This window comes from Xenorhabdus mauleonii, assembly GCF_900113945.1.
Classification (GTDB): domain Bacteria; phylum Pseudomonadota; class Gammaproteobacteria; order Enterobacterales; family Enterobacteriaceae; genus Xenorhabdus; species Xenorhabdus mauleonii.
In genome coordinates, this window is record NZ_FORG01000006.1 from 97,557 (window position 1) to 110,280 (window position 12,724).

Annotated in this window: 14 protein-coding genes; 1 reads left to right on the forward strand and 13 read right to left on the reverse strand. The window is 42.3% G+C overall.

Annotated elements, in window-relative coordinates:
- Positions 1-111: 111 nt before the first annotated feature.
- A complete protein-coding gene (locus BM100_RS07950) occupies positions 112-663 on the reverse strand; it encodes a TetR/AcrR family transcriptional regulator (protein WP_092509685.1) in 552 nt (183 codons plus the stop codon).
- A 103-nt stretch (positions 664-766) separates the two neighbouring features.
- Between BM100_RS07950 and BM100_RS07955 the strand changes: the two genes are divergently transcribed.
- Entirely contained in the window at positions 767-2,248 is a 1,482-nt protein-coding gene (locus BM100_RS07955) for an MFS transporter (RefSeq protein WP_092509687.1), read from the forward strand.
- A 47-nt stretch (positions 2,249-2,295) separates the two neighbouring features.
- Here the strand turns inward: BM100_RS07955 and BM100_RS07960 are convergent, their stop codons facing one another.
- From BM100_RS07960 to pstA, 12 genes are all read right to left on the reverse strand, one after another.
- Positions 2,296-3,486, reverse strand: a complete 1,191-nt coding sequence (locus BM100_RS07960; protein ID WP_092509689.1) for a hypothetical protein — start codon at positions 3,484-3,486, stop codon at positions 2,296-2,298.
- 42 nt (positions 3,487-3,528) lie between these two features.
- Entirely contained in the window at positions 3,529-4,206 is a 678-nt protein-coding gene (locus BM100_RS07965; RefSeq protein ID WP_244590601.1) for a hypothetical protein, read from the reverse strand.
- 16 nt (positions 4,207-4,222) lie between these two features.
- Positions 4,223-5,236: an Ssp4 family T6SS effector gene (gene ssp4, locus BM100_RS07970; protein ID WP_092509693.1), complete on the reverse strand. Its 1,014-nt coding sequence runs from the start codon at positions 5,234-5,236 to the stop codon at positions 4,223-4,225.
- 25 nt (positions 5,237-5,261) lie between these two features.
- Positions 5,262-5,741, reverse strand: coding sequence for an Hcp family type VI secretion system effector (locus BM100_RS07975; RefSeq protein WP_092509695.1), 480 nt, complete (start codon positions 5,739-5,741; stop codon positions 5,262-5,264).
- A gap of 256 nt (positions 5,742-5,997) precedes the next feature.
- Positions 5,998-6,735 carry an amino acid ABC transporter permease gene (locus BM100_RS07980; RefSeq protein ID WP_092509697.1) on the reverse strand — a complete coding sequence of 246 codons (738 nt, stop codon included), beginning with the start codon at positions 6,733-6,735 and terminating at the stop codon, positions 5,998-6,000.
- A gap of 1 nt (position 6,736) precedes the next feature.
- Positions 6,737-7,474, reverse strand: a complete 738-nt coding sequence (locus tag BM100_RS07985; protein WP_092509699.1) for an amino acid ABC transporter permease — start codon at positions 7,472-7,474, stop codon at positions 6,737-6,739.
- A 470-nt stretch (positions 7,475-7,944) separates the two neighbouring features.
- Complete coding sequence (locus tag BM100_RS07990) at positions 7,945-8,334, reverse strand: hypothetical protein (protein ID WP_092509701.1); 390 nt, start codon at positions 8,332-8,334, stop codon at positions 7,945-7,947.
- 1 nt (position 8,335) lies between these two features.
- Positions 8,336-8,695, reverse strand: a complete 360-nt coding sequence (locus BM100_RS07995) for a tlde1 domain-containing protein (RefSeq protein WP_092509703.1) — start codon at positions 8,693-8,695, stop codon at positions 8,336-8,338.
- Between the two features lie 507 nt (positions 8,696-9,202).
- Complete coding sequence (locus tag BM100_RS08000; protein ID WP_092509705.1) at positions 9,203-10,051, reverse strand: ABC transporter substrate-binding protein; 849 nt, start codon at positions 10,049-10,051, stop codon at positions 9,203-9,205.
- Between the two features lie 171 nt (positions 10,052-10,222).
- Entirely contained in the window at positions 10,223-10,933 is a 711-nt protein-coding gene (gene phoU / locus BM100_RS08005) for a phosphate signaling complex protein PhoU (RefSeq protein WP_092509707.1), read from the reverse strand.
- Between the two features lie 37 nt (positions 10,934-10,970).
- Positions 10,971-11,762, reverse strand: a complete 792-nt coding sequence (gene pstB / locus BM100_RS08010; protein WP_092509709.1) for a phosphate ABC transporter ATP-binding protein PstB — start codon at positions 11,760-11,762, stop codon at positions 10,971-10,973.
- Positions 11,763-11,808: 46 nt separating this feature from the next.
- A complete protein-coding gene (pstA, locus tag BM100_RS08015; RefSeq protein ID WP_092509711.1) occupies positions 11,809-12,723 on the reverse strand; it encodes a phosphate ABC transporter permease PstA in 915 nt (304 codons plus the stop codon).
- Position 12,724: the final 1 nt, after the last annotated feature.

The window sequence follows — 12,724 nt, forward strand, 5'->3', positions numbered from 1 at the left end:
CGTAGAACGACAAAAAAGAAAACGTTTGCGTCAATGGCAATCAATAAGTTAAATAACATGATGATTATTGAGGACATTCATTGCGTGACGATATTTTATTCGTTATTTTTACTATTCAGCACACTTTGATGGCATTAAAGTCGAAATATCATTAAAGATGTCTTTCCACTCATCCTCATTAATATCCATTAAACCGAAAAAACGCAGAATAAACGCACCTTCAGTGGCCAGAAACGCCAAACGTGCCTGACGGCCTTCCTCTGTTGTCATATCTAATCCCGCCATGCGCTCCTGATACCACTCTTTAGTCGATTTCAGGTGCTCCGGTGTTTGCAGCAGTGCAGCCATTAATCCCGCCGCCTTTGCGGTTGATGCAGCATCAGACCGTCGGGTCGCTTCAGCATGTGCATACATTGCAGTCAACGGATCAGGATTTTCTCCCGCGATCTTTTGGAACTGTTGAGCATAGCTCTCACCCCAACGGTCAAACATCGCATCAATCAGGGCATCTTTCGTACCAAAACTGTACTGTACACCGCCTTTGGTTATGCCGACTGTTTTCGCCACTGCATCAATCGTAAGCGCCGCCGCTCCATGTGTTGTAACGATTTGTTCCGCGGCATCCAACAGAACTTCCCGGTCAATGGTTTTGCGACGTCCCATACTCTCCCCCTTTTAAATAAATACGTATGTATTTATAATATCCGCCAACCGTTAAATCAAGGTTTGGCAGTCTATCGCTACCAACCGTATTGGTAAAATTTTTATGAAAACAAATCTCCGTTGGTTGGTTTTGCTCATCATTTCCAGTGCGTTGTTCCTGATTGTGATTGATGCGACCGTTCTATACACCGCTTTACCGCGGCTGGCTCATGATTTGCGGGCCTCCGCTTCTGAAAAATTATGGATCATGAATGCCTATACCTTAACGATCGCCGGATTGCTTCCCGCAATGGGCGCATTGAGCGATCGCTTCGGTGCCAGAAAACTATTTACCAATGGGTTAGCTGTTTTTGGTGCCGCATCGCTTATGGCTGCATTTTCCCCTAGTCCCGACATGTTGATCGCAGCGCGTGTCATTCTGGCTTTCGGTGCAGCAATGATGATGCCAGCAACACTCGCCATCGTTCGCTATACGTTTGAAAACCCCAATGAACGGGCGCTTGCTATCGGCATCTGGTCAGCCGTCGCCTCAGGAGGTGCCGCGCTTGGCCCGGTTATCGGCGGGTTGCTGCTTGAATATTATTGGTGGGGTTCTGTTTTTCTGATAAACGTTCCAATCGTTTTTATTGCACTGGCTTTCGCACTGATTTTCATCCCCAAAAGCCAGACCAACCCAGGCCATACTTTCGATTTGATTGCCTCAATACAAATCATGCTTGGCCTGATTGGTATCACTTATGCCATCAAGGAAGTCAGCAAATTAGAGTCATCGTTGGAAACAGCAATGATAGCAGGCACCATTGGGCTGATATTCACAACCATGTTTGTGCGCCGACAATTGCGCTCGCCAAAGCCCATGATAGATTTCAGTCTGTTCCGCAACCGGGGTTTTACAACCGGCATCATTGCAGCTTTTGCCTCCACCGCCGCGCTTGTCGGTATGGAACTCGCCATTAGCCAGCGATTACAACTTGCGATGGAGCTATCACCCTTGCAGGCGGGATTATTTATCCTACCCATAGCTATCGCTTCTTTTATTGCAGGCCCGTTGGCCGGAACAGCTATTCCCAAATTTGGCGCAGAGCGACTCATGTGGCTTTCACTCGCTTTAACTGGGCTGGGTGCCTTTGGCTATCTGTTTGGTTTGCAATCCGGCATGTTAGTGCAAATTGTGACGTTCAGTATCATTGGATTTGGTGCCGGTGCTGCTATGACTGCCGCCTCTACATCCATTATGCTTAATGTTCCGGAGAAAAATGCAGGCACAGCCGCGTCCATTGAGGAAGTCGCCTATGAATTGGGCAGCTTGCTCGGGATAGCGGTTCTCGGCAGCCTGATGGTAGCCGTTTACAGCATTTCCTTTACACTTCCTGTAGATGCTGGCATGCCAGAGCTGGCAAGGAACGGCATTGACGACGCGCTACTCGCCGCTGAACAATTGACGGAAGATGCGGCCTTATCGCTGATTCAGGCCGCAAAACAGGCGTTCAATCATTCATTCCTGTCGGTGCTTATCGCGTCTGGGACACTGCTGCTGTTGATTGCTGGCGCAATTGCAGTGTTCGGGAAAGAAAAACGTCATTGATTTAATACATCAGAGGTACACATTACCATGCGGTGTACCTCTGAAATTTACTTATGCTTATTTCTGGCTATCTTATGCCACGCCAAAAAGCAATGTAGCTCTCTAAGGTGTTTGCTGTAATACTCCGTATTCAGCATAAAGAATACCAATAAAAATTCTAAAACAATCATAGATAAAGCGATATTGCTGTACTCCAGAATACCCATGACAAATTTGAAGCCCACCAATAAGATGACCATCAGTATAAAAAGAAAACGTGCCAAAATGAGCATTCTGAAACCTAATGTCACGCCTCGATGAGTGAGTAGCATAGATAAGGAAGCAAACACCATGGATAATGCGGCTGTAAAAAACAAGATAGGTAGATCATTTTTATTATCAAAATGGGATAACAGCATAAACGTTCCAATCACATAAACCTTCATCAATAAAATAGTCGCGAATACCGTCATTAATAACGCTTTTTTTGACATACCGAAATCCAGCAAATTCTGATATTTATTTATCCTTTTTTCTGTCATCAGCGTAGAGTCGTTTCTTTCTATTCGCAGGTTCAGTTTGTCACTTTCTTTTAGTGTGTTATTAAGATTTGTATTCAATACACAATATTGCCAAAGCATCATGAATATATTTTTCTTCTGAAAATCAGTGTGTTCATCAGATTCGCTGTTTATCTGTTTCCTCAGCAGATGATTCGTTGTTTTAAACCATAAAATTTCTGTCATGGCTTGAGAAAAAGAAGTGCTGTTTATAATAATTCTATTTGAGAAAAAATTAGAAAACACGATAATCAACAAATACCATTCGTGGTGCATATTATAGACAAAGAAGTCAAGGAAAATGATGAACAAGGCAATAAAAAAACTTAATGTATTCAGCACATTAAGAATTTTCAAAGAGGAAGTGTTACCCCTGTAAGTATAAAATGACAGTAAAGAAATAACCGAAATAATAAACATACTGGCAGAGCGACGAAATCCGGCTGCATCAGAAGAGAAATAAAAATCGTAAAAGACAATTACCAATATGATATAAGAGACAAATAACAGTACAGGAAACAAAACCAATAACACGCCTTCTTCTGAAGAGCGATTTATGGCGGTTTTATCTTTAAGCCTTGCAATATCAGGCTCTTCGATAAGAGACGAATCATCACTTTTTATTCTATCATCTATGTTTTTATACAGACTCAAAATACGTTTGAATTGCCTGTTTGATAATGCTTCGGTTATATTCATCTCGGTAATTCCTGTTTCATTCCACTTTGCTATCTATTGTCTTTATTTTTTATTCTTTTCAATTCTCAGCCGTTTTTTTCTTTCCCTTTCTTTTAAGTGAGATCTGAACTCTTTCTTGCTCATTTTCATTATTTCTTTGTTATCTTTTTTTAATAACAAATGTGTCAATTTAAAAGACTTAATATCAATAATCATATTAAAAAAACACTGACTATTCATGATGGATTTTGTTAATAATGAAAGAAGAATCACAATAGAAAAATATAAAATATGCATGAAACCATATGCATAATGATAAATCAGAGAAATAACACCACTAACCAATATAATTTGATACAAAGTTCTATTTATATAAATCCCTTTTTTATCGCCACGACCTAAAAGCAAAAATACAAAAAAAACAGACAACAGAAAAGAAAACATCAGGAATATACAAGTCGCAATTGATATTGTGTCAATACCGGATTGCATAAAGTAATGAATAAAAAAAGCCATGAGCATTGAAAAGGGCAAAATCAGGCTAAACCCCATTATGCTCAGACTAAAACTCCCCTTTACTGTTACTGGGTTAAAATGATATTTAAATTCTTTGAATCCGATATCATTTTTCAATGATGATTCACCATTCTTAAATTTATCATCTAATTTAGTCATTTCAGCCAAGAGATTATTCAACCTCTTATTACAAATAAACCCTTTCATATTTATTTTGTTATTCATTGCACTACTCTTAATATCAATTTGGACGATAACCAGCAGGGTTTTCGGCGGCAAAAGAATGAATAACGCCAATAACATACTTACCGGAAGTAAATACATTTTCAGGGTTTTTAATAATGCCCGTCATTCCACTGCTGATAAAAGCGCCACCTGAAGAAAGTGTATTGATAAGATTATTTTTAAGCGCGTTTCTAATCTGTTCGGTTGGATAACGTTTAGGATATTGGCCTAATGCTATCAATCGTTTTATTTCTTGATTAGAAATTCCAGGGTTATAATACCGTATGATTTCTTCTGTTAATCGTTTTTTTTCATGTCGTGGCATATTATTCAACCATTCTGATGCCTTACGAGGGGAAGTCGATCTCATTATCTTATACGTTTGATATGTTTCCTTTAGTGCTGCTGTACCAGAAGCCAAAGAAATAAAATCCAACATAGTCGAGGTCGTCGTATACCAATCCTGTGAATCCAGCCACGCTATACGTTCAGCGCCGTCATCCCCTCCGAAAGTAAGATCAACAACTCGGTATGTACCATTCAGACATTGAGCCCCACTCGCCAGAAACCCGCTAAAAGCTAAGCCTGAGAGTATAGTGCTAGTTCCTCCAGTAAGTGGTGTCGCTGCACCCGATCCTACTGTTGTTGCCAAATAAGCTGCCGCTGCACCACACGCAAGTGCCGTAGAACCAATTTCCAACGCTAAATTGGGTTCAGAAACTGTTTTTTTCAGTTCGACTTCTGGAACCGCCCCAGCTTCAAGATTGAAGATAATAATATGGGTTAATTCAGAAACAGCGGGATTGCCGCGTCTTTTCGATGGCCTCACCAAATAACGCTCATACAAACCATCTGAATAAATAATTCCAGCACCATAAAAATCACGGTGGCAATCTAAGGCATCGGCTATTGCCTTAAAGTCTAAATCAGAAGGAACGTTGTTACTAATTCTGTAGGAAAGATGAAAATCTGGCAGCTTACTTTCATCAAACTCATTCCTCAGTTGTGACGTAAGACTTTCAAATCGCATTTTAATTACCACTCGTGATTGTTAATTAATAAACGGTATCTTCCCAAACACAATATCCTGATGTCCCGGCAGTATGATGCTGACATACAATATCTTTATACTTAACTGCAACGACTTCTTCCGGTTGCTGATCATTATGGTTAACAGAATGCGGGTACTGCACATTCAAATTGAGTAATTTCGCATTACGTAAATTAACCGAGTAATAACGTTCCTGACCACCTGCTTGTGATGTTCGATAGAAATCAAACATCAGGTCAAGTTCTTCATTATTTGAAATTGCCATCATTAATAACGGAGAGGATTTATCCAGCGGCTTTACAAATTTAACGGGTTGGTGAGCTACGTTTTGTGAACGTGAAACACCATGATTAAATTGCAATACAAAGATTTGATCTTCATGCCCCAGCTGAAATTTATTACCAATAGAGTCCAGTGTAGAACAGCCTTGAGAAATCAACCCCTGAAGTTTACCTTTAATTGTTACATAAATCGAATTAGCCATATTACATTAATCCTTCATCATTTTTTTATTTTACCGCCGGTGTTATAGCAGGAATTTCAACCAAAAAATACTGACAAACGCCTAAAATCAAGATCAGTCCCATAGATAAAAACATTTGGCTTCAATAAGAAAAATATCTGTTCGTTCAATGAATTAAATTACTATTACTTTCGTTTTAGATAAAAAAAATCCCTGCTTCTATCTGCAGGGATTTATATAAAAAATAGAGAACAAGTTACAAATAAAAATATTAACTTTACGTAACTATATTCGAGGTTTTTTTACGCCAAAAGCCAAAGATTGCGCTTTTTTCACGTCTCACAGAGAATCGTCTGGCAATATAATTGGCAATTAACTCCAGTGATAAACACATCACAAAATAAACCAGCGCAACAAATAAAAAGACTTCCATCGGATATACCATGCTGCGGTTATTAACTTGTGTTGCCAAAAATGATAATTCCGATACACCAACGATATAGGCAAGAGAGGTGTCTTTAATCAAGGCAATCCATTGGTTGATGAATGAGGGGATCATCATGCGTAATGCTTGCGGCAAGACAATATGCCACAAGACTTCCCAACGATTGAATCCCAGCGATAATCCGGCACGCCATTGGCCTTCGCCGATTGCCAGAATGCCTGCTTTAACACCGTGTGCCAGATAAGCGGAAGTAATTAATGCCAACGCACAAACGACAGTCGTGATTTCGGGAATTTCCATTCCCAATATCACGGGCAACAGGAAATACGTCCAGAAAATCAGCATAATCACAGGGATGGCGCGGAAAAATCCCAATACTGCCGCCAGCAAGTTGGCCCAGAACCCGCGCAGCATCGCCAGAGCAACGCCGCCCAAGACGCCCAGTACGATAGATATCGCACCCGCCATAACGCTGATTGCCAACGTCAAAGCCGCTCCTTCCAATGGCCCGTCGGGAAACGTTCCCAACAGCAAATAGCGCCAGTTTTCTGCAATAACGGTAAAATCCATCTCAGTGCCCTCTCGCCAAAGTTTTCTGCTGACGCCACTGCCCCCAAGCTTCCATCACAGCAATAATGGCAATATAAAGCACGGTGGCGACACCAAATGCTTCAAAAGTTTGCAGAGTCTGGGTTTCCACTTGTCGGGAAGCATAGGAAAGTTCCGCCACGCCAATCGCCATGGTTAATGAGGAATTTTTGACGATATTCATGTATTGCCCCAATAAAGGTGGCATGGCAATTTTCAATGCCTGCGGCAGTACAACATATCGCATGGCCTGCCAACCGGTTAAACCCAAGGCGTGGGCTGCGTACTTTTGCCCGCGCCCAACCCCTTGGATGCCAGCCCGCAGCTCTTCTGCGACAAAAGGCGCTGAATAAAGTGTCAGGCCGATGAACCCCGCCAAAAATTCAAAGGATGGCCATTCCAGTTCCAGACCGAAGATTGTTGCTTCATGGGGCGTATTCAACCACATCATTGCACCTTGCGGTAAAATTTGGCCGGATGCGAAATACCAGAAGAACAGTTGAACCAGCAAGGGGGTGTTACGAAATAGGGTCGTATAAGATGTAACCAGCCAACGCAGTGGCCTGATTTGTCTATCCCGCGCCGCGGCAATCACGAAGCCCAGTAAAGTGGAGGAAACAATGGCACAGGCCGAAAGCCACAAGGTAATCAGAAAACCCTGCCAAAGCCATTGTAGATATTCGGGAGCCAATAAGTGCTCGGTAATAAATTGCTCAAACATAACATTCATCGCATAAGCAAAGGGGTTTAAGAGGTAATGGAACGAAAACACACGTTAAGAATATAATTCATTGTTTATATTTAATGTTCTCAATTCTTCCTTCAGAATACTTCCGGTAATCTGAAAGTATAATGTCCCAGCATGTTAATATAACCATGAGTCAGTGGCTACTGGCGCGCAATATTTTCCCCTTTACGTTTCACCAGTACAGCGAAAGTATGGTCAGGATTCCCACATATAATCGGCAAGATGTGTTCCACTTTAGAGCCCGGAATGGCCCTATGGATTCAGATGACCTAGACAGAACGCGGAATATTCCCAAACTGCTTCAGGTATTGAGCGTCACATACAATCATATTAAATAAACCCAGTCGTAGTTATGAACCAGCAGTTGATTGTGGCAGTTAAAGGGGAGTACTCCCTTTGAAAAGGTATAACCCCCTTATTAACCTTGTTTAGCATGTTTATTTTCAATTGAAAATATAGTGTTCTGGGGTCATATCAAAGTAAGAAGGAGTTGTTAATGAACATTCTTCTGCTGATATAATTGATGAGGCTATGAAAATAGCAGATTTTTTTTGCTTATCGATATATGGAATAGATACTTTTATTGTTTGAGCATACAGTTGCCCCCAATCTTTAAAAGTAATTGGTTTATTCCCTTCTACTAATTTAGTTCTCTCAATTAAGGAAGAAGTTGCTTTCTCTCGATCAAGCTGCTTGTCTTTCTCGAATGCTGCATCTATCACTTTTTGAGCTGCCCAAGATTTGACTGTAGCGCAATAATCCAAATCTTCTTTCGTTGAAGATAATGCAATGCTAGGAACACATAACATTATTAGTAAGATAAATTTTTTCATACTATTCTACCACTAACTCCCTATCTACAGAGCTGATTATTTCCCGTCTTGCATCTGGCCCGACAATGATACAACCTTCCGATGCTTCCCCTGGATGTTCTCTACTATCACCATGAATTCTAAAAAGATTCCTACCATACATATTATTGCAATTGCAAGGTTCTAAAATGATAGTCATTGGCCCTTTACTGCTTGTATATCCCCCTATAGTATATCGTCCTCTAGGAATAGGCCCTTTCCCACGCACTGATTCTGACGCAGGATTATTCTTATGAACCCCTTTGCCACTATAGCCACCACGATAAACTAATTTATCGTTATGATATAAATCACCTGAGTATTGATGGTAAATCCAAACCATTTGAAAATTCCTTATATGCCCTTCGTTTTTCAAGTTGTTTCTTTATTGGTTGCAACTTGAAATCCGTTGGGTATAGATATCTATTTATATAAACAATAAAAATTAAGCACATTAAAATGAAGTATTGTAAATGCTCATATTCACTCTATCATGAATTTATTTAATTACTCAACAATGATGATAGCTAATCATCAGAAAATGACATTAACTTATATTGGAATATTCCGATTTACATTTATAATTTAAACCATTGGCATTATACGAGTTAGACTTATTCTAATTTAATTTCAATTATATTTTTTAAAAGGTAAATTTTATATCCTGAGCATTCGCCTAACATGTTTAATTAATTAAATACATAAGATAATTCTCAGCCTATTTTTTAGATATAAATTTCATGAGAATAAATTCACATTTTGTCTTAATCATTCTATTTGCCCTCAATCTACGCAAACAGCAAAGCCCCACGGTCGCGGGGCTGGTATCAAATGCTGCTTTAAAAAAAGATTACTGCTTTGCCTGATTTTCCAGTGGGGCAAATTTAAAGTCGCCACGCGGCTGGGCGGATTTGGTTTCTGGGCCGAACCAACGGTTATAAATTTTCTCGGCTTCACCTTCTTTTTCCAGTTTCAGCAAAGTCTGGTTAACCGCGCCAATTAATCGACCTTCCCCTTTGGACGCCGCTACTGCCTGATATTCACGGGTAATGCTGAAAGGTGAAATTTCAAAATCGGCTTTTTGGGCTTCAGGTACATTCGCCAACAAGCCAACCAGCTTCGCGTCATCCTGTGTGATTGCCTGAACGTTGCCGTTTCTCAGGGCAGCAAAGGCCAGCGGGGTATCGTCATAAGAGATGACTTTTGCAGTCGGGTAACGCTCGCGCAGGGTGATCTCCTGCACGGTTCCTTTATCTGCCCCGATGCGCAATTTAGCAATGTCGTCTGGATGGGTCAGAATACCTTTGCGGGCGATGAATTTCTGTCCTGTCGCAAAATAAGGAATCGAGAATTCAACTTGTTTTGCACGCTCATCAGTCACCGTGAAGTTAGCTGCGATCAAGTCAATTTTTTTGGAAGAGAGAAGAGGTATGCGGTTTGCCGGATTGGTTGGGCGCAGTTCCAGTTTGACGCCCAAATCACTGGCAATGGCATTGGCGATATCGACATCGTAGCCCGCCAGTTTTTTCGTTTTAGGATCGATGAAACCAAATGGCGGGTTGCTGTCAAATACCGCAATGCGTACGGTGCCTGCTTTTTTAATGTCATCGAGTTTATCTGCTTTTGCCACACCTGAAATCAATGCCAGACCAGCCAGCAGTGCTGTCACCGCTACGCGAGATTTATTGCGAACCTTCATTGAAACACCCCTGTTAGTGATAAATTTAGTTATAAGTTCTTATATGACTGACAAAAACTATCAATTTCGGTATAGCACCTGAAATAATATAAAATGCTATATTTATTCCCTTATAGAATAAAAAACGCCGGTAAAAATACCGGCGCTTTTTATTGGCCAAAGAGATCGCTCTTATTTGGTCAGCAATTTTTCCAGCTTATCACCGCCTACGTGGCGGAAATCCTGTCCTTTGACATAGTAAAAAATAAATTCGCAGATATTCTGGCAACGGTCACCAATCCGCTCAATGGAGCGGGCGCAGAAAAGCGCGGTCATGACATTTGGAATAGTTCTCGGATCTTCCATCATGTATGTCATTAACTGGCGCACAATGCCTTCATATTCCTGATCGATTTTTTTATCTTCACGATAGATACGAATCGCTTCTTCCAAATCCATGCGGGCAAAAGCGTCGAGAACATCATGCAACATTTGGATGGCATGGTTCCCCAATGATTCAAGGCTGACCAGCAATGATTGCTGTTGATGCGAAAATTTTTCAAGTGCTGTCTGGCAGATTTTGTCGGCGACATCGCCAATGCGCTCCAGTTCAGCAATGGTCTTCGAAATCACCATGATAAGGCGCAGATCGCTGGCTGTCGGCTGGCGTTTTGCAATAATGCGCACACAGGCTTCATCAATAGCCACTTCCATCATGTTAACTTTCTGGTCATCCTCAATGACTTGTCGTGCCAGATCTTCATCCTGATTGTGCATCGCCAGAACAGCTTTGCGGAGCTGTTCTTCCACCAGGCCGCCCATCGTCATCAATTCCGTACGGATATATTCCAGCTCAGCGTTGAATTGGCCGGAGATGTGTTTGCTGTGATTCAGGTTGTCCATCAATGTATACCCCTATATGCCCCGCCTATATCGCGTATCAACCGTAGCGACCGGTAATGTAATCTTCGGTTTGTTTCATCTTCGGTGTGGTGAACAATCTATCGGTGTCACTGAATTCAATCAGTTCACCAAGGTACATAAACGCCGTGTAATCTGAACAACGAGCGGCCTGCTGCATGTTGTGCGTGACGATAACGACGGTATATTCCGATTTTAGTTCACTGATCAATTCTTCAATCCGGCCAGTGGAAATGGGATCAAGCGCCGAACAAGGTTCATCCAGCAGCAAAACATCCGGGCGAATGGCGATACCGCGGGCTATGCACAAGCGCTGTTGCTGGCCGCCGGATAAGCTATACCCACTCTGGTGCAATTTATCTTTCGTTTCATTCCACAGTGCCGCCTTGGTCAGCGCCCACTGGACACGTTCATCCATTTCAGCCCTTGGGAGCTTTTCAAACAGGCGGACACCGAAAGCGATGTTGTCATAGATTGACATCGGAAATGGTGTCGGCTTCTGGAAAACCATGCCGACCTTGGCACGCAATAAAGCGATATCCTGCTTGTCCGTCAGGATGTTGGTGCTGTCCAAAATAATTTCGCCTTCTGCACGCTGCTCACCGTACAGTTCATACATTTTGTTGAATGTACGCAGCAGGGTGGATTTGCCACACCCTGACGGCCCAATGAATGCCGTTACTTTATTCTGTGCAATGTCCAGCGTGATGTTTTTCAGCGCATGAAACTTGCCATAATAGAAGTTCAGATCACGTACCTGAATTTTGCTTACCGCGGTTTTGTTTACTGCAGTGTCATTAGCTTTATTCATTAGTGCTTCTCTTTACCTATATAAAATATTGAGTACTGCTTAATACTTAGTATTTATTCTTCGCAAACAGAACGCGCGCCACGATGTTAATCAGCAGAACACACAAGGTGATTAACAGCACTCCCGCCCACGCCAGTTGCTGCCAGTCAGAGAATGGACTCATCGCAAACTTGAAAATCGTGACAGGAAGGTTAGCAATCGGCTGACTGAGATCGGTGCTCCAGAACTGGTTGGAAAGCGAAGTGAACAGCAACGGGGCAGTTTCACCGGCAATACGGGCAATAGCCAGCAATACGCCGGTAATGATGCCGGATATGGAGGCTTTCAATGTAATGGCAGAGATCATTTTCCATTTCGGCGTCCCCAAGGCATAAGCGGCTTCTCGCAAGTTATCCGGTACAAGTTTCAGCATGTTTTCCGTCGTGCGGATCACAATCGGAACCTGCAACAGCGCCAGTGCAATCACCCCGGCCCAGCCAGAAAAGTGTTGCACTTTCGCCACCACAACGGTGTAAACAAACAAGCCAATAACGATGGATGGAGCCGAAAGCAGAATGTCATTGATAAAACGGATGATCTCGGCCAGCCATGAGCGACGGCCATATTCTGCCAGATAGACTCCCGCCATGATGCCCAGTGGCGTGCCGAATACTGTCGCCCAGAAGATAAGCAAGCCACTGCCGACAATCGCGTTTGCCAATCCACCGCCCGCAGTATTGGGAGGCGGTGTCATTTCGGTAAATAACGCCAATGACATGCCATCAATGCCTTTGGTGATGGTGGAGAATAAAATCCAAGTCAGCCAAAACAAGCCAAATGCCATGGTGCCCATGGAAAGCATCAACGCAATGCGATTTTTCTGGCGACGCCATGACTGCATGCGGCGACGGTTTTTCAGATCGGCTTCACTGAGGGTTGTTTTCACCGGAGCGAGTGGCGGTTGATTATTGATAGTTGTCATC

Coding starts and splice junctions, on each gene's coding strand:
- BM100_RS07950 (WP_092509685.1), bottom strand. CDS start 663: ATGGGACGTCGCAAAACCATTGACCGGGAAGTTCTGTTGGATGCCGCG.
- BM100_RS07955 (WP_092509687.1), top strand. CDS start 767: ATGAAAACAAATCTCCGTTGGTTGGTTTTGCTCATCATTTCCAGTGCG.
- BM100_RS07960 (WP_092509689.1), bottom strand. CDS start 3,486: ATGAATATAACCGAAGCATTATCAAACAGGCAATTCAAACGTATTTTG.
- BM100_RS07965 (WP_244590601.1), bottom strand. CDS start 4,206: ATGAATAACAAAATAAATATGAAAGGGTTTATTTGTAATAAGAGGTTG.
- ssp4 (WP_092509693.1), bottom strand. CDS start 5,236: ATGCGATTTGAAAGTCTTACGTCACAACTGAGGAATGAGTTTGATGAA.
- BM100_RS07975 (WP_092509695.1), bottom strand. CDS start 5,741: ATGGCTAATTCGATTTATGTAACAATTAAAGGTAAACTTCAGGGGTTG.
- BM100_RS07980 (WP_092509697.1), bottom strand. CDS start 6,735: ATGGATTTTACCGTTATTGCAGAAAACTGGCGCTATTTGCTGTTGGGA.
- BM100_RS07985 (WP_092509699.1), bottom strand. CDS start 7,474: ATGTTTGAGCAATTTATTACCGAGCACTTATTGGCTCCCGAATATCTA.
- BM100_RS07990 (WP_092509701.1), bottom strand. CDS start 8,334: ATGAAAAAATTTATCTTACTAATAATGTTATGTGTTCCTAGCATTGCA.
- BM100_RS07995 (WP_092509703.1), bottom strand. CDS start 8,695: ATGGTTTGGATTTACCATCAATACTCAGGTGATTTATATCATAACGAT.
- BM100_RS08000 (WP_092509705.1), bottom strand. CDS start 10,051: ATGAAGGTTCGCAATAAATCTCGCGTAGCGGTGACAGCACTGCTGGCT.
- phoU (WP_092509707.1), bottom strand. CDS start 10,933: ATGGACAACCTGAATCACAGCAAACACATCTCCGGCCAATTCAACGCT.
- pstB (WP_092509709.1), bottom strand. CDS start 11,762: ATGAATAAAGCTAATGACACTGCAGTAAACAAAACCGCGGTAAGCAAA.
- pstA (WP_092509711.1), bottom strand. CDS start 12,723: ATGACAACTATCAATAATCAACCGCCACTCGCTCCGGTGAAAACAACC.